General features: G+C 51.1%; 16 protein-coding genes. 14 read left to right on the top strand and 2 right to left on the bottom strand.

Features of this window, described 5'->3' with window-relative positions:
* The first annotated feature begins 250 nt into the window (after positions 1 to 250).
* The 14 genes from DY252_RS10705 (at position 251) to DY252_RS10770 (ending at position 14,203) form a co-directional block, all read left to right on the top strand.
* Positions 251 to 1,189 (top strand): GNAT family N-acetyltransferase, encoded by a 939-nt coding sequence (locus DY252_RS10705; RefSeq protein WP_064789493.1) that lies wholly within the window; start codon positions 251 to 253, stop codon positions 1,187 to 1,189.
* Positions 1,190 to 1,248: 59 nt separating this feature from the next.
* A complete protein-coding gene (locus tag DY252_RS10710; protein ID WP_064789494.1) occupies positions 1,249 to 2,046 on the top strand; it encodes a hypothetical protein in 798 nt (265 codons plus the stop codon).
* A 218-nt stretch (positions 2,047 to 2,264) separates the two neighbouring features.
* Positions 2,265 to 3,038 (top strand): glucose-1-phosphate cytidylyltransferase, encoded by a 774-nt coding sequence (rfbF, locus tag DY252_RS10715; RefSeq protein WP_008890943.1) that lies wholly within the window; start codon positions 2,265 to 2,267, stop codon positions 3,036 to 3,038.
* 11 nt (positions 3,039 to 3,049) lie between these two features.
* Positions 3,050 to 4,117, top strand: a complete 1,068-nt coding sequence (gene rfbG / locus DY252_RS10720; RefSeq protein WP_064789495.1) for a CDP-glucose 4,6-dehydratase — start codon at positions 3,050 to 3,052, stop codon at positions 4,115 to 4,117.
* A complete protein-coding gene (locus DY252_RS10725; RefSeq protein ID WP_064789496.1) occupies positions 4,114 to 4,674 on the top strand; it encodes a dTDP-4-dehydrorhamnose 3,5-epimerase family protein in 561 nt (186 codons plus the stop codon). Before rfbG ends, DY252_RS10725 begins: the two co-directional genes overlap by 4 nt.
* Positions 4,671 to 5,894 (top strand): class I SAM-dependent methyltransferase, encoded by a 1,224-nt coding sequence (locus DY252_RS10730; RefSeq protein WP_064789497.1) that lies wholly within the window; start codon positions 4,671 to 4,673, stop codon positions 5,892 to 5,894. Before DY252_RS10725 ends, DY252_RS10730 begins: the two co-directional genes overlap by 4 nt.
* Positions 5,891 to 6,736, top strand: a complete 846-nt coding sequence (locus DY252_RS10735) for an NAD-dependent epimerase/dehydratase family protein (RefSeq protein ID WP_064789498.1) — start codon at positions 5,891 to 5,893, stop codon at positions 6,734 to 6,736. The genes DY252_RS10730 and DY252_RS10735 overlap by 4 nt, the downstream gene beginning before the upstream one ends.
* Positions 6,737 to 6,743: 7 nt before the next feature.
* A complete protein-coding gene (locus DY252_RS10740; RefSeq protein ID WP_064789499.1) occupies positions 6,744 to 7,802 on the top strand; it encodes a class I SAM-dependent methyltransferase in 1,059 nt (352 codons plus the stop codon).
* A 16-nt stretch (positions 7,803 to 7,818) separates the two neighbouring features.
* Positions 7,819 to 8,550 carry a cephalosporin hydroxylase family protein gene (locus DY252_RS10745; RefSeq protein ID WP_064789500.1) on the top strand — a complete coding sequence of 244 codons (732 nt, stop codon included), beginning with the start codon at positions 7,819 to 7,821 and terminating at the stop codon, positions 8,548 to 8,550.
* 33 nt (positions 8,551 to 8,583) lie between these two features.
* Positions 8,584 to 9,441 carry a CgeB family protein gene (locus DY252_RS10750; protein ID WP_064789501.1) on the top strand — a complete coding sequence of 286 codons (858 nt, stop codon included), beginning with the start codon at positions 8,584 to 8,586 and terminating at the stop codon, positions 9,439 to 9,441.
* An 11-nt stretch (positions 9,442 to 9,452) separates the two neighbouring features.
* The gene (locus tag DY252_RS10755; protein ID WP_064789502.1) at positions 9,453 to 10,799 is read left to right on the top strand and encodes a hypothetical protein; all 1,347 of its coding nucleotides are present in this window, start codon (positions 9,453 to 9,455) and stop codon (positions 10,797 to 10,799) included.
* 162 nt (positions 10,800 to 10,961) lie between these two features.
* Entirely contained in the window at positions 10,962 to 12,008 is a 1,047-nt protein-coding gene (gene argC, locus DY252_RS10760; protein ID WP_064789503.1) for an N-acetyl-gamma-glutamyl-phosphate reductase, read from the top strand.
* A gap of 174 nt (positions 12,009 to 12,182) precedes the next feature.
* Positions 12,183 to 12,710, top strand: a complete 528-nt coding sequence (locus tag DY252_RS10765) for a gamma carbonic anhydrase family protein (protein WP_082923531.1) — start codon at positions 12,183 to 12,185, stop codon at positions 12,708 to 12,710.
* Positions 12,711 to 12,925: 215 nt separating this feature from the next.
* Entirely contained in the window at positions 12,926 to 14,203 is a 1,278-nt protein-coding gene (locus DY252_RS10770) for a cytochrome-c peroxidase (protein WP_174713877.1), read from the top strand.
* Here the strand turns inward: DY252_RS10770 and DY252_RS10775 are convergent.
* Positions 14,200 to 15,075, bottom strand: a complete 876-nt coding sequence (locus tag DY252_RS10775; RefSeq protein WP_245960878.1) for an NAD(P)-dependent oxidoreductase — start codon at positions 15,073 to 15,075, stop codon at positions 14,200 to 14,202. The two genes, DY252_RS10770 and DY252_RS10775, sit on opposite strands and share 4 nt — an antisense overlap.
* Positions 15,076 to 15,161: 86 nt before the next feature.
* The gene (locus DY252_RS10780) at positions 15,162 to 16,964 is read right to left on the bottom strand and encodes a PHA/PHB synthase family protein (RefSeq protein ID WP_064789506.1); all 1,803 of its coding nucleotides are present in this window, start codon (positions 16,962 to 16,964) and stop codon (positions 15,162 to 15,164) included.
* Between the last annotated feature and the right edge of the window lie 221 nt (positions 16,965 to 17,185).

The following is a 17,185-nucleotide window of genomic DNA, read 5'->3' on the forward strand; positions in this document are numbered from 1 at the left end:
AAAGAATTTTAAAAAGAGGGATCGAAAATTTGGAAGGTTGTGATATTAACAAATCTCTGAGATGATAAATTTTTGAATTTAAGGTGTGATCCGATGGTTGGAACGATGCGACGAGTTTTCAAAACATAACTGTTTGAACCTCTGTTGGATAACCTTGCGATATGTGAAGGGCCGCTAATGGAGCGGTCTTTTTTTATGCCAATTTGAAAGTTTGGCACTTACCTGAAGCCCAAAGAAAGGGACCCACGATATGCAGTACAGAAAGCTGCACGACGCCGATTTTGATGCCGCAAACGCATTCCTTGCCAATCATGCAGCGACCTGCATGGTGCTGCGTGGAAACCTGCGAACTGCCGGTATCGAACGACGTCGCCACCCGCTTTCTGGCAACTGGTTCGGGGAAGTGGCCCCAGATGGCGGCATCAGCGCGATTGTCGCGCAGTTCGGCAATGGCAATGTCTTTGTCGAGGCCGGCGATCAGAAGGCTATCCCAAAGGGCCTGACGGCAGCATTTGTTGCTGATCCGCTGAAACCGGTTGCAGGTGTGTTTGGTGATTCCGATACGGCGCAGGATATGCTCTGCCAACTGGGGCTTGAGGATGCGGCCTATGCGATCAATGCATCGGATGTGCTTTACGAGCTTGATCTCAGCAACCTGATCGTGCCGCAAAATGCACGCGCCGATGATTTTCAGATGGTTGATGCGGAAAAGATTGACCGCAATACATTGCTGCGCTGGTTGCGCGCCTACGAGATCGAGGCACTCGGCGCGGAAGACACACCAAGCCTTGATAGTAAAATCGCTTCACGCCTCGTCCATGCGCTGGATGCCCGGACAATGTGGGGGCTGATCGTCGACGGCAAGGCGGTGTCGCTATCCGGCTTCAATGCAACCTTGCCTGATATGGTTCAAGTCGGCCCCGTCTGGACCCCGCCCGAGGAACGCTCGAACGGTTATGCTCGTATCCTGGTTGCGAAAACGCTTCTGGCGGTGCGGGCGCGGGGTGTTAGACGTGCTATTCTGTCAACCGACAGTGAAGCGGCCGCAAAGGCGTATGAGGCGCTTGGGTTTAAGAAGATCGGGCGGTATCGGTTGGCGTTGTTGGCGGTGCATCAAGATTGGGCAACTATCAGAACGGCCGAAATTCCTGGGTACGCCGAAATGCAATCAGAGAGTATGGTGGACTGAGATAGGTTCCCCATATATACAATTAAATCTGGGTCTTACGGTGTGTTTAGGGGAACCGGATGTCAGTATACGTCATTTGTAATAGCGAAATGCCGCTTTACCGGTTGCCTGAAGGGGCCAAGGTCATCTGGCTGAATTCAGAGAAAGCTCCCAAGTCGGATGAGTTTGAAATCATTCATGGATATGATTTCTGTGAAAATCCCGAACATGTTCACAATTACCTCGCAGGTTCCCTTGGGGCCTATGTGATATTGCAGCTATTACTTGAGCAAGGTGAAAAAGCTCCTGAAAAGACCACGATCTGGCAATACCGAAAATTCGTGAGCCAGACAAAATATGGCGAGCCAACGAAAAACTATCCCGGCATGTATTCGGTTAACAAGGGGGAGGAAGTTGCTCCGGTTGTTTCAGATGCATCAGATTTCTTTTTCCCGTCTCTTCTTAATTTGGGTAGCATCATCAACCACTATGCTTCTGTCCACCATCTTGAGGATTTCTATAAGTATCTGATTTGTACGCTCGAAACAGGTGTACTTAATCCCAAAGAGACGCTTCAGTTTTCCAATTTCAAGTTCCTGATACCTGGGGGAATTGAGTTGGGCACTTTCAAGACCGATTGGTGGAAGGTGGCTGCTGAAAAGGTCTTCAGATGTAATTTAGCGTTTGTCGATCAGTTCAAAGTTAAAGCCCCTGACAATCCTGTGCAGAAGCGTGCTGTTGCCTTTTGTTCTGAAAGATTGGGTAGTTACTTTTTGTTGATGCATCTGAGCAATACCAACAAAGGAAACATACCAATGAGCTTTATGGGAACGATGCATACTGTCTCAGAGGGGGATATTTATCTTCCCGGGCGCTAACGCTTGAGATACGTGACTATTGTCGACCTCAGTAACTGTTTTCGTTGATCACTTGTAGCGGCTAAATATTTCGTTCGGATGGGCCTTATCTTTATCGTAACGAGTTATATGGAGAATCCTAAAATCAGCGTTGTTTTAGTAGACTGGTTAAAACTGGTAACCTGATAGCTTGCCAAGCACGTCATTGTCTGTGACGTCTATGATCGTAAGGAGGGGTGGTGAAAGCAGTTATACTTGCTGGTGGGTTGGGGACGCGTATTTCTGAGGAAACGCACCTTAAACCGAAGCCCATGATTGAAATAGGCGGTAAGCCGATCCTTTGGCACATAATGAAAGTGTACTCCACACACGGCGTCAATGATTTCGTTATCTGCTGTGGTTACAAAGGGTACCTGGTCAAAGAGTATTTCGCGAACTACTTCCTTCACATGTCTGATGTCACGTTTGACATGCAATCTAACAAGATGGAAGTCCATCAACGCAAGGCAGAGCCGTGGCGTGTCACGTTGGTTGATACCGGTGAGGCAACCATGACCGGAGGGCGTCTTAAACGTGTGCGAGACTATGTTCAGGACGAGGATGCATTTTGCTTCACGTATGGCGATGGTGTTTGCGATCTTGATGTCACCGCTAGCATAGATTTTCATAAGAAACATGGGAAACTAGCGTCGGTAACAGCAGTTCAGCCACCGGGACGCTACGGAGCATTGGAGCGATCCGGAACGCATGTAACAGGGTTTTCGGAAAAACCACGCGGTGATGGTGGCTATATCAATGGTGGGTTCTTCATTCTGTCGCCAAAAGTGCTTGAACGAATTGAAGGAGATGAAACCAGTTGGGAAGCGGAACCACTAGCCGGGTTAGCCAAAGACGGGCAGCTTGAAGCATTCGAACATAACGGTTTTTGGCAGCCCATGGATACCTTACGAGACAAGAACATGCTCGAGCGTTTGTGGGAAACGGGTTCCGCCCCTTGGAAGATTTGGGATTAGGCGCTCCAAAAATGCAAAATTCATCCTTTTGGAAAGGAAAGAGAGTTCTTCTAACGGGACATTCCGGCTTCAAAGGGGGCTGGCTGAGCCTCTGGTTGGCTGAAATGCAGGCTGATGTCTATGGGATTAGCCTGAGCCCTGATAACAATCCAAACTTGTTTGATGCAGCCAGTGTCGCGTCAGTGATCAACAGCAGCGTTTTTTGCGATATTTGTGATCGTGATGCTTTGGCGCAACACGTTACGGCCATCAATCCCGAGATCGTTTTCCATTTGGCTGCTCAGCCGTTGGTAAGGGCTAGTTACCGCGATCCACTTTTGACTTTTGATACAAATTTCATGGGAACAGCGCATTTGCTAAATGCCCTCAGGGAGTGCAGCGAGCTTAAATGCGCGGTCATGATTACCACGGATAAGGTATACAAGAATCAGGAATGGCTCTGGCCGTATCGAGAGAACGAAGCGCTTGGTGGTCACGATCCATACAGTGCGAGCAAAGCTGCAAGCGAACATGTGATCTCATCGTTTCGTGATTCCTTCTTTGCAGAGAAGGGCGTGAGTATCTCATCTGCCAGGGCCGGAAATGTGATTGGCGGCGGCGACTGGTCGGAAGACAGGTTGTTGCCCGACGCTGTTCGGGCATGGTCATCAGGACGCACACTAGAGGTTCGTAACCCAAATGCTGTAAGGCCATGGCAGCATGTGGTTGAGCCACTTTACGGGTATCTGACCTTGGCTGAGCGCTCGTTTAATGACGCTTCGCTTGCCGGGGCATATAATTTCGGTCCCAGCCATGAGGGGACTGACGACGTTCGATTTGTTGCAGAATTGGCTGCCAGCAAGTTTGGTGGTGGAAAGGTTGTTTTCGGTGCTGCCCAGGATGCTTTGCACGAAGCAAAAACGCTGCGCCTTGATAGCTCAAAAAGTCGAATTCAACTTGGTGTTAAACCGGTCTGGAGTTTGCAAGAGTCCATTGAGCGAACCATGAAGTGGTACCGCAAATTTTTGGATGGGGCTGATGCCCGTAAACTTTGCCTTGCCGATATTTATGATTTTGAAAAAAGGCTTCCCCTATTATGAGCAGGTTTGAAATACATAACCTGCCTTTGGCGGGGGTCAGCAAGATTGTGCGTTCGTTCAGGGGGGACGAGCGGGGATTTTTAAGCCGCATGTATTGCCGTGACGAGTTTGAAAAAGCTGGCTGGGATACTTCTATCGCGCAAATCAACCATACCCTGACGTCGGAAAAGGGCACAGTGCGAGGACTCCATTTTCAACGTCCACCATATTCCGAAAAAAAATTGGTAACTTGCCTTCACGGGGAGATTTGGGATGTGGTTGTCGATATCCGCCGAGATTCCAGCACTTTCCTTCAGTGGCACGGCGAAAAGATATCGTCAGAACGCGGGGAAGCAATACTAATTCCTGAAGGGTTTGCGCACGGATTTCAAACGCTGACGGATGACGTTGAATTGATATATTTGCATTCAGCCCCATACGACCCTGCGTCTGAAGATGGCCTGAGTCCGGATGATCCTGAATTAAGAATAAAATGGCCATTGCCTTGCGCGAATTTGTCTAAGCGAGACAAAGGGCATCCCATGATTGATGAACATTTTTCAGGGATAAAGCTATGAACTGTCGGCACTGCAATGCATCACTGACGAGCGGGTTTCTTGATTTAGGCTTTGCGCCGCCATCTAATAGTTATGTCATTCGTGAACATCTTTCGGATCCGGAAGTTTGCTATCCGCTGCGGGTTCAGGTTTGTGATCATTGCTGGTTGGTGCAGACAGAGGATTATACGAAGGAAACTGACCTTTTTACTTCCGACTACGCCTATTTTTCCAGTACATCGAAAAGCTGGCTCGCGCATGCTGCAAAGTATTGTGAAAAGGTAACCCGTGACTTGGACCTCGACGAAGAAAGCTTTGTTGTCGAGGTTGCATCGAATGATGGATATCTCCTGAAAAATTTCGTGATGCAGCGAATTCCGTGTCTTGGTGTGGAACCGACAGATGATACCGCGAGGGCGGCAGAACTCTTGGGCGTTCCAGTTGTGCGCGAATTTTTCGGTCACGCTCTTGCCGAAAAACTATCGGCCAGTCATGGGAAGGCGGATCTGGTGATCGGCAATAACGTGTTTGCCCACGTTCCCGATATCAATGATTTCGCGCGTGGTTTGGCAACAATGCTCAAGCCGTCAGGTACCATTACACTTGAGTTTCCGCATTTGATGCAGCTTATCAAGCTGTGTCAGTTTGATACAATTTATCACGAGCATTTCTCTTACTTGTCTCTCTACACCGTTGGGAAGATTTTTAACGATGCGGGGCTGAGAATTTATGACGTAGAGGAACTGACAACTCATGGTGGCAGTCTTCGGGTCTATGGCTGTCATAAGGATGCAGATATCGAAACAACGTCATTTGTTTCCGAAGTCCTGTCGCAAGAAGAAAAGATGGGACTTCGTAAGCCGCAGACATACGAGAGTTTTCAGGCACGCGCCGATAAGATCAAAGATGACCTGCTGATGTTCTTGATCAATTGCAAAAAGCAGGGGAAGTCCGTCGCCGCTTACGGGGCCGCGGCAAAGGGCAATACGCTTTTGAACTATGCGGGTGTCAAAAAGGATTTGTTGCCCTTCGTTTGTGATGCCGCTGCCTCAAAACAGGGGAAATATCTGCCCGGAAGCCATATCCCGATCTTTGCACCAGAAGTGCTTAAGGAAAATGCACCTGATTATGTACTTGTACTGCCTTGGAACTTGCTGCCTGAAATACGCGAACAGCTTGGTTATTTGACCAAACACAATACCAAGTTTGTAATTGCCGTTCCTGAACTGGAAATTGTATGACGCGGTCGGTCCTTGTTACAGGTGCAACGGGATTTGTCGGGCGACACGTGCTGAGATCGCTGTGTGAGAAGGACGTCAGATTAAAGCTTGTTGCCCGTCAGCAGCCTGATTTGACCGTCATTGACAGCAATCAGTTTGCGCCAGTTATAGTTTCCACCACCGACCTGTTTAAAGAAAGTGTAGAATGGTGGCAGCGCCATCTGGAGGGTGTTGATACCGTTATCCATTTGGCGTGGTATGCTGAACCGGGAAAATACCAAACATCAGCACGTAACATTGACTGTTTGTCTGGATCCTTAAAACTGGCGCAAGCCTGCGAAACCTCGAATGTCAGTAGGTTCGTCGGAATTGGCACATGCTTTGAATATGACCTTTCCCAAAAGGTTTTGCCAGTGACCACGCCGCTTAGGCCCAATTCACCCTACGGGGCTGCCAAGGCGGCACTATACTTGGCATTGTCACAGTTTTTCCTGAATTCTTCAAACCTGAAAGGGAAAGCAGTTGAGTTTGCCTGGTGTCGTCTATTTTATCTCTACGGAGAAGGTGAAGACGAACGACGATTGGTTTCGCATATCCGAAACCAAATCCGGAAAGGAGAGCCGGTTGCACTGACGTCGGGTACCCAGGTTCGGGATTTTATGGATGTCTCCGATGCAGCACGAGAAATTGTCGAGGTCGCACTGGGAGATGTTCAGGGGCCGGTTAACATATGCAGCAGGAAGGCAACGACTGTTAGAGAACTTGCGGAAAAAGTTGCGGACGAGTTTGGGCGATGTGATCTTCTGCGCTTTGGCGCGCGCGAAGACAACGTGATTGATCCGCCCTATATTGTTGGGGAGTAACGACTTTATGACTTCAAGCTCAGGTGTCAATGTGTTGTATCGGCAGAAGTCGTTTCCAGTACTTCAGAACCGTGTTTATGCAAGCCAAAGTGATGCAATAAGTTGTGTCACGGGTGATATAGAAGTCGTCGAAGACCTCCAAACGGGTTTAGTTCGCAATATCGCATTTGATCCGTCAATTATCGACTACGACGCGAACTACGATAATGAGCAGGGTCATAGCACTTTCTTCAAGGATCACCTTGAAGGTGTCTCTGAGATCATCCAGCGGACAATGCAATTGTCCGATCTTGTAGAAGTTGGCTGCGGAAAAGGCCTTTTTCTGGAGCTCCTGTCATCCAAAGGAGCAACGATTACAGGGTTTGATCCAACTTACGAAGGAAGCAACCCAAAAATTGAGAAACGATACTTCGAGCCCGGAGTTATGGCGCCATCCAATGGGCTGATTCTGAGACATGTATTGGAACATATTCCCGACCCCGTTTCGTTTCTTGAACGGCTTAAGGTCGCAAACGGTGAAAAGGGGCTCATTTATATCGAAGTTCCGTGTTTTGACTGGATCTGCGAAAACAAGGTTTGGTTCGATATTTTCTATGAGCATGTTAATTATTTCCGTCTAAGCGATTTTGACCGAATATTTGGCCGCATCCTGGAGAAGGGGCGACTTTTCGGTGGTCAGTATCTTTATGTCGTTGCAGACCTGGCTTCACTTGGGACACCTGAAATGGGTTCAGATGAGCGACTGCCCTTTCCGGAAGACTTTTTGAATATTCCAACACACCCTGAAAAAAATATCGTTATTTGGGGTGGTGCATCGAAAGGCGTTATCTTTGCATTATTGATGATGCGTGCTGGATACAATGTGAAGGCCGCGGTTGATATTAACCCGGCTAAGCAGGGAAAATACCTGCCCGTAACTGGTGTGCCGGTGATTTCTCCGGATGAAGCGATGGCGTCACTACAGCAAGGGTCTGATGTCTATGTGATGAACTCTAATTACACTGATGAAATTCGCCGGATAACATCGGATAGGTTCAACCTTATTGAAACAGATACCAGAAAATAGAGGCGGGTCCGCAAAAATGGAAAAATCCAATACGTTGAAAAATGCTGCTGATGTGTTTATGCGGGAGTCTATATCGGAACGATATTCTTATAATTTTGAATGGCTTGGAAGGCCGATCATACAGTATCCGCAGGATATATGTGCCCTGCAGGAGCTGATTTGGACGGTGAAGCCGGATTTGATCATTGAAACCGGCATTGCACACGGCGGGTCCTTGATTTTTAGCGCTTCAATGTTGGCGCTTTTGGAAATGTCGGAAGCAGTACTGAACGGTGAGATGCTTGATCCTTCGAAGCCAAAGCGAAAAGTTCTGGGCGTTGATATTGATATTCGTGCCCATAACCGTAAGGCCATCGAAGCACATCCCATGTATCCAAGGATTGAAATGCTGGAAGGATCCAGTATTTCGGATGAGATCTTCTCCAAGGTAAAGAAGGTCGCTGCAAACTATTCGAAAATTCTGGTTGTGCTCGACAGCAACCACACCCATGAACATGTTTTATCAGAGCTAAAACTTTACGCGCCGCTGGTTAGTGTCGAGAGTTACTGCGTAGTGTTTGATACAGTGGTTGAAGATCTCTCAAATGATGCATTTCCTGATCGCCCTTGGGGGGTTGGGGATAATCCGAAAACAGCGGTTTGGGAATATTTGAAAACTCACCCCGAGTTTGAAATCGATCAGGCTATCTCAGACAAGATTCTGATTAGTGTTGCGCCGGACGGATATCTCAAGCGCACAGCCAGCTAAAGCTAACAATTTAAACAGAAAAGATTTTTGATTATGAATACTCAGAAACTCTACAACATCTGCATCGTCCAGCCTCCGGGTTATATTCATTCGCTGGCGTTTGCGGAGTTGGCCGAGCTTTTGATGTATTCGATCCGGGAGGCGGGGCATCCGGCCCAGATCCAGACCAATCAGTTTGTGCAAGGTGGCGTGAACGTCATTGTCGGGGCGCATTTGCTGGATGTTTCGGCTCTGCGCGCGGTGCCAGAGGGAACGATTATCCTTAATACCGAGCAGCTTACGGGGGTTGGAGAAAAATGGCGGGAGCAGCTGACAGGCTGGTTTGAGTCTGGCCTTGAAATCTGGGATTACAGCCCGGCCAATATCGAGGTCATCAAGGCGCTGGGGGCTGAAAAGGTCCGCTACTTGCCGATTGGCTTCCAGAAAGAGCTCCAGCGGATCGATATTACCGTCGAACAGGACATTGACGTTCTGTTTTATGGATCGATCAATGAGCGCCGGCGGGATATCTTGAACCAGATTGAAGCCAAGGGGCTCAACCTGAAGGTTCTGATGGGGGTTTATGGCAAGGAACGTGATCAGTGGATTGCGCGGTCAAAAGTCATCCTGAATCACCACTTCTACGAAAGCCAGATTTTCGAGATTGTGCGTGTTTCTTACCTGCTTACCAACGCCAAGGCTGTGGTGGCTGAAGTTAACCCGGAGACGGTCATCGAAGACCGCTTCCGCAAAGGGATACTTGATGTTCCCTATGGCGGTTTGGTGAATGCGGTGTCTGAGCTTGTCGAAGATACAACCAAACGTAAGGCGCTGCAGCGTCGCGCTTTGAACAGCATCATCAAGCATCCGCAGGTTGATTTCACCAAACCCCTTCTGGAATTCACGCACTAAGGCTGATCGACATGCTCCGAGCACACACGCGTATCAAAGTTGCAGCGTGCCGTGCCGGTGCCATGTTTGCGCTTGTCTGCGTCATTGCCTTTGGGGTTGTACTTCCGGCATCCGCTGAGAACCTGTCACAGGTCCTGTACCGGTTTGAAAACCGGGCACTGACCTTGGGCCGATATGGCGCGATGGCGGTGTTTCAGGAGCGGCTTTTTACGCAGGCGGCGAATTGTGCAGGCAAATCGGACAGTAGCTATGGTTCGCCGGACGGGGTTGTCGGCGCAAAGACGCGTCAGGCGATCGTTGATCTGCAGCCTTGCCTGAATGCCGCTGTTAGGGCCGCAGTCGGAGCCGAGAGTTATGGGGCAATCACGGTCGGGCTTTGGCGGTTATTGATGCCAGCCCAACTGCCACCACCTGATGCGATCACGCGGGCCAACCACCTGACCTTCGCGCTGGAGGGCACGGACTACGACGTCATCCAGTTCAATTTCTGTCAGTCGAAAAATCCCCGCAGCGGCAAGACCTTCCTTGAAGGTGATCCTTATTGCCATACCAATGATCCGCGCGCCTATCTGACATGGGGGCCGCGCGGTGCAACGGCCGGGGCAGGGGCGGAAATTCAGCAAATTCTGTTTGCGGCCGAGCGCGCCAATCCCGGATTGCTGCAAAACGTCTTTGGACCGTTTACCGAGGATATGCATCGCCTGGCGCTTGGCAACAATGATGCGGCTTTTGAAATACTTTGCGCGATCTGGGTCGATGAGCGTAAGCGTACTGCCTTCGAAAAACGCTTTGCTGCCTATGGCGCGCGGTATGAAGTGCAGGCGGCGTATCATCGGGTATATGACGCCGCCAATGCCGATGGTGGCAAGATAGCGCGATTATTCAAATTGTATAACGCCCTGAAATCGGTAATAAATCGAGATCCGACCGAGATTGATCTGGCCTTTTTCATCGACCGTGCAACCCATGGTTCCGTCCCACCCGGCGATATCAGCGACCTTGTCGACCGCATGACAAAATTCGTCACCCGCACGCGAAATGTGCCAAGCCCGGGCGAGCTGCGTAAACAACTGGCGGCCTGGCTGCCGACGCATCACAAATACAATGACCGGCTGGCCCGTGATGCGATTTTTCTGGTGGATGACCCGGATGTGGTGGTGTCGGATGCCCATCGGCGCATGTGGTTGCAGCGATCCGGGCTAAAGGCCAGTGACTTTGGGCTGTCTGACGCACGCTACGTTGCAAGCTATCCCGTTGCAAGCCCCACGGGATACGAGAAGATTGAGAAATTCTATACCGTTTTGCCCGAGGATGCGCGCGCCTGTCCCGATACCGTACGCCGGGCGCGCAAGAAATAGGGTGCAATGATTTGCAACCATGACCAAAGCGCATGGGAATATTGCAAATCGTAAGGGGTATTTCCCGCCTAATTGCTTGCATCTGCGGGGCTTGTTTGCCAACATCCGGGCGTTATCAATGCCTGTTTTCGAACGGGTGCTAAATATGGAGTAGGAATTGAAATGAGCGACGTTAAGGTCAAAGTCGGAATTCTCGGTGCCAGTGGCTATACCGGGGCGGAACTGGTTCGCATTCTTGCGCATCACGAAGCTTCGGAAATTACCCTGTTGACCGCAGACCGACGCGCCGGACGCCCGTTCGGGGAAGTTTTCCCCCATCTTGCTCATATTAAACTGCCGACCATGATCTCGATAGCCGAGGCTGACTGGTCGACCGTCGATCTGATTTTCTGTGCGCTGCCGCATGGCACGACGCAGGAAGTCATTGCCGGTCTGCCTGATCGCGTAAAGGTCGTCGATCTTTCGGCCGACTTCCGCCTGTTTGATCCGGCGACCTACAAGGAATGGTATGGCGCGGAACATGCTGCACAGGACCTTCAGAAAGAAGTCGTTTATGGCTTGACCGAACTGCATCGAGAAAAGATCAAAAAGGCACGTGTTGTCGCCAATCCGGGCTGTTATCCGACACCGGTCCAGCTTGCACTGACGCCGCTTCTGGAAGGCAAGCTGGTGCATGCTGAGGACATCATCATTGATGCCAAATCCGGTGTAACCGGGGCAGGGCGTTCGCCGAAAGAAGGCACGTTGTATGCCGAAGTGACCGAAGGCATTCATGCCTATGGCACCGGCGGGCATCGCCACGCGCCAGAAATCGAGCAGGGCCTTGCTTGGGCTTGCGGCAGTGATGTTGTGGTGAACTTTTCCCCGCACCTGATGCCGATGAGCCGCGGTATTCTTGAAAGCATCTACGTCAAAATGACCAACGGCACCACGGCCGAGGACATTCAGGCCGCCCTTGAAAAGCGGTTCGCCGATGAGCCGTTTGTGCGTGTTCTGCCATTCGGTGTCACGCCGCAGACCCGCCATGTGCGTGGGTCTAACTATGTGTTGATGGGGGTCGTCAAGGACCGTGTGCAGGGCCGTGTGATTATTGTTGCGGTCGAAGACAACCTGGTCAAAGGTGCATCCGGTCAGGCGGTTCAGAACATGAACGTTATGCTGGGCCTGCCCGAAACCATGGGCCTTGAGATCGAGCCGCTGTTCCCGTAAGCGAACCGGCGAACAACAAATTAAAGGCGGAGCCATCTGGTTCCGCCTTTTTCGTTATCGGCGAATCTTATCGGGCAATGGTGGAATTTTGCCACAGCGGGCTTTCATGTCGGCCGTATCAACTTTAAACTGACGGCAACTCATTGAATGCCAGTTTGTGAAAGGTCCCACAGCATGCGTTTGTCCTATCGCGGGGTAAAGCCCACCATTGATGAAACCGCCTTCATTGCCCCCAATGCGACGATCATTGGTGATGTTGAAATCGAGGCTGAGACCGGCATCTGGTTTGGCTGTGTTATTCGTGGCGATGTGCATGAAATCCGCATTGGGTCGCGCACCAATATTCAGGACCTGACCATGGTGCATGTCGCCAAGGGCAAGTTCGGCACCTATATCGGCGATGACGTCACCATTGGGCATTCGGCGATCATTCATGCCTGCACGCTTGAAGATCGAAGCTTTGTCGGCATGGGTGCGACCGTGATGGATGGTTGTGTAATTGAGCAGGGCGGGATGCTGGGTGCCAATGCGCTTTTGGCACCGGGAAAACGCATTCCAGCTGGCGAGCTTTGGGCCGGGGTACCAGCACGCAAGGTGCGGGATCTGACGCAGGAAGAAATCGAGTTCTTCAAGGTGTCGGCTGATCGCTATGCCGATCTGGCGCAGGAATATGTCAAATCAATCCCCGAGGACCTGGCATAAGATCCCCCAGCAATGCGGTTTACTGGACTGATGTCCTGTGATGCCGGTTCTGGTCGATGCGCGTTTGAATAAACGGACGTAAAGGAAGCCAAAGGCAGCCAGCCATTGACTTTGATCAAGGCAAGGGGCAATTGTGTGGGTGTAAATGAAAAGCGTTCGCGATTGAAAAATTGCGTGACCCTCACCCGATAGTCGACCAAATCAAAGTGTTTTCGATGCCCCACAGTCTTCGTTCGTCACTGCATCTAACCTCCGTTCTCGCCCTAATGGGCTGCTTTGCAGGCAGTCCCGCCTTTGCGGAAGAGGCGTCGGCGATGCTGCATCGGCTTGCCGATACGGGACATCGCAACACGGCGAGTGTGTCGGAAGTTGCGACGGCCACAGAGGCGCAGTCACCCTTTGAAAATCTGGCGGACCTCGGCGAGGCACTTTATTTCGATACCAACCTTTCATCCAATCGCACCATGTCCTGCGCCACCTGCCACGATCCATCAACAGGGTTCCGTGATCCGCGGGGCGATGTCGCAAGCGGGGCGTTTTCATTGGGCGATGATGGCGAAAGTCTTGGCGATCGTAATGCACCAACAGCAAGCTACGCCAAATTCTCCCCGCCATTTCATGTGCGCGAAGATGGTGTCGCGGTCGGAGGCCAGTTCTGGGATGGACGGGCGATGGATCTGGCTGAGCAGGCCGGTGGTCCGCCGCTGAACCCGATTGAGATGGGGATGCCGGACAAGGCCAGTGTGGTTGCGCGTCTGCGCGAAGACGACGATTATGTTGCAGGCTTCAAGGCGTTGTTTGGCAATGATATCTGGTCGGATGCGGATGATGCATATGGCGCAATGACCAAGGCAATTGCCGCCTTTGAAGAGGGTGATGAGTTCGCACCGTTCGATAGCAAATATGACCGGTTCCTGCGCGGCGAATACAAAATGACGCCAGAGGAAGAATTGGGGCGTGTCCTGTTCTTTTCGCAACAATTCACCAATTGCAATACCTGCCACATGCTGAAAACCAGCCCGACAGCCGAAGGCGAAACTTTCACCAATTACGAATTCCACAATATCGGCGTGCCGCGCAATGTTGCGACGCGCGCTGCTGTCCGTAAGGATGTAGAATTTACCGATAACGGGTTGCTCGATAACGCCGCCATCGACGATCCGGTCTATCGCGGCAAATACAAAACCCCGTCACTGCGCAATGTGGCGGTGACAGGGCCCTATATGCATAACGGGGTCTTTGCCGATCTTGAGACGGTGGTTCGGTTCTATAACAAATATAACAGCAAGGCAGAGATCAATCAGACCAACCCGGAAACCGGTAAGCCGTGGGGCGAACCGGAAGTGGCCGAAACCATTTCGCTTAAAGAGCTTGAGCAGGGCGATGCCCTTGATGAAAAGCGCATCGATGCCATTGTGGCCTTCCTCAAGACATTGACCGACGCGCGCTATGAACCGCTTTTGGAACAGCATCAGGCGGCCAAAGCAAACTAGGCTTTCAGCGTTTCAATCACCGCACTCTGTGCCAGATCGCCAAGGCCGGATTTTGTCGCCTTTTCAAAGACTTCATAGGCACTTTGCCCAACGGGTGTCGCCATGCCGAGGTCCTTGACAAGCGCAAGGGCATAGGATGCATCCTTGGCGCGCAAGACATTGGTGAAGTGGATGTTTTCGTGATGATTGCCGCTGACCATGCCAGGAACCGTCATAAGGCCGGACCCACTGGCATTTGCACCGATGGCAAAGGTATCGGCAACGGTTTGACCATCAAGCCCTGCCTTTTGCGCGACCGCAACCAATTCGGCAGCAGCGGCGATATGAACAGCGCCGAGCAAGTTGTGCATCAGCTTGTAAACCGTGCCAGACCCGATCGGGCCGAAATGAATGGTCTTTTTGCCGGTGTCATTGAGGATCGGGGTGATGCGATCAAGGGTTTCAGGCGCGGCCCCGATCAAAAAGATGGTGTTGCCGGCTTCAACATCGGCGGGAATGCCCGTTACCGGGCTATCAACATATCGAACACCAGCGGCCTCGATTGTTTTTGAAAGCTCAAGCACAAAGCCGTGTGACAGGGTGGAGCATTCAATCGCAATGCTGTCTTTTCGCATGGCGGCAAGCGCACCATCATCGCCCAGCCAAACAGATCGTGCTGCTGCGTCATCAGACATAAATGAAATCACGGTATCGACATCTTTGGCGGCCATTGCCGGTGTGTCGCAGGCGACCGCGCCAAGGGTAACAAGCGGTTCAAGCTTGGCTTTGTTTCTGTTCCAGACCTTGACGTCATACCCCTTTGAAAGCAGGCGTTTGATCATCGCCGATGCCATGCGGCCAGCGCCAAGAAAGCCGATTGTGTGGGCCATCATTATTCCCTTGGATCTATTCGGATAAAAGAAAACGGTCTGCCGTGATGGCAGACCGTGAAAATGTGTCAGGGTGGTCTGCGATCAGATCAGGACAAGCTCACTTTGACATACTCGCCCGGTGCCGGGCCAATGACCTTAAGCTTGCCATCGCCCGGTTTGCGGGCATCGACCTTGCCACCGGCACGACGGCCGACCCAGTTTTGCCAATCGGTCCACCAGGATCCTTCATGCTGGGCGGCCTTGGCCATCCAGTCATCCGGGTTGGCCGGATTGCGATTGTACGTCCAATAGCAATATTTCTTGGCCGCAGGCGGGTTGACCACACCGGCAATATGGCCCGATGCCGAGAGGACGAATTTGACCTGGCCGGACATTAATTGCGTACCGGCATAGGTTGCCTGCCAAGGTGCGATATGGTCTTCGCGGGTTGACAGGAAATAGACCGGGATTTTGATGTCACGCAGATCAATCGGTTCGCCAAAGATCTTGATGCCGCCCGGTTCACGCAACAGGTTCTTGTTATACATATTGCGCAAATAGAAGCTGTGCATTGCCTTGGGCATGCGGGTGGAATCGGAGTTCCAGTACAGCAGATCAAACGGGAACGGATCCTTGCCCAGCATGTAGTTGGATACAACAAACGACCAGATCAGATCATTGGCGCGCAGCATGTTAAACGACATCGACATATCGCGCCCGTCAAGGTAGCCCTCTTTGGACATCTTGTGTTCAAGGCTTTTGATCTGTTCGTCATCAACAAAGACCGAAAGTTCGCCCGACTTTTCAAAATCGGTCAGCGTGGTCAGGAAGGTCGCGGATTTAACCCGGTCATCCCCTGTTTTCGCCATATAGGCCAATGTCGAGGCCAGAAGTGTGCCGCCAAGGCAATAGCCGATGGCATTGACTTCTTTCTCGCCGGTGGCCTGTTCGATCATGTCAAGGGCGGCAAGAACGCCTTCCTTGGCGTAGTCTTCAAACGATTTTTCGGCAAGTTCGCTGTCCGGGTTAACCCAGGACAGTACAAAGACCGTGTGGCCCTGATCAACGGCCCATTTGATGAAGGAGTTTTCCGGGCGCAGATCAAGAATGTAGTATTTGTTGATCCATGGCGGGACGATCACAAGCGGGCGTTTTGCAACCTTGTCGGTGCTTGGCTTGTATTGCAGAAGTTCCATCAACGGCGTTTTGCCGACCACTGATCCTTCGGTGGTGGCGACATTTTCGCCAACCTTGAAGGCATCAAGATCGGTCATGCGGATTTGCAGTTTACCCTTGCCGCGTTCAAGGTCTTCCAGAAGGTTTTGCAAGCCCTTAAGCAGGTTTTCGCCACCAGATTCGATTGTGGTCCGTATGACTTCCGGGTTGGTCATCAGGAAGTTGGTCGGTGAAATCGCATCGACGAATTGGCGGGTGTAAAATTCGACTTTCTGGGCGGTTTTATCGTCAAGCCCGTCCACATCGTGGACAACGTTTTGCATCCATTGGGATGACAGGAGATATGACTGCTTGATGAAATCAAACAGTTCATTGTTTTCCCATGCCTCGTCACGGAATCGACGATCCCCCTTTTGCGGGGAGACAACCGGTTCGGCTTCTTCGCCCATCATACGCAGGGTGGTGTTGTGCCACAGCGTATAATATTGCTGCCAAAGCTCCATCTGGGCTTCGACCAGCTTGACCGGGTTTTGCATCATGTGCGTGGTCAATTCGGCAAAGGCAGAGCCGATATTCAGCGGGTCCGGGTCGGATATTTCCGGATCTTCTGCCTGCTTTGCCAGGAATTCAGACACAAGTCGTTGACTTTTCTCAGCAATCTCTGCCATAGCGGCAGAGAGCTTTTCGGGATCCGGATGTTTGTTTTCAGTTTCGATGGCCTGTTGATCGCTCATGGGGCATTCCCTTATGATACCGCCGCGGATACAAGGTAACTTCAGAACATTTTTGCGTCTTTGCAATATCGCAAGACTTTTGACGTTCTATGTTCCGGGTATCCGATTGACGTTCCGGGTTGAAACTTTGCTTGATCCCAAGCTTATCATGGCCTTAGCCTAGCGCGTCGTTTAGGGGTAGTACAAGAATTATAAGGTGACGTTTTTGCGGATTGATTTAA

The organism is Thalassospira indica (genome assembly GCF_003403095.1).
Classification (GTDB): domain Bacteria; phylum Pseudomonadota; class Alphaproteobacteria; order Rhodospirillales; family Thalassospiraceae; genus Thalassospira; species Thalassospira indica.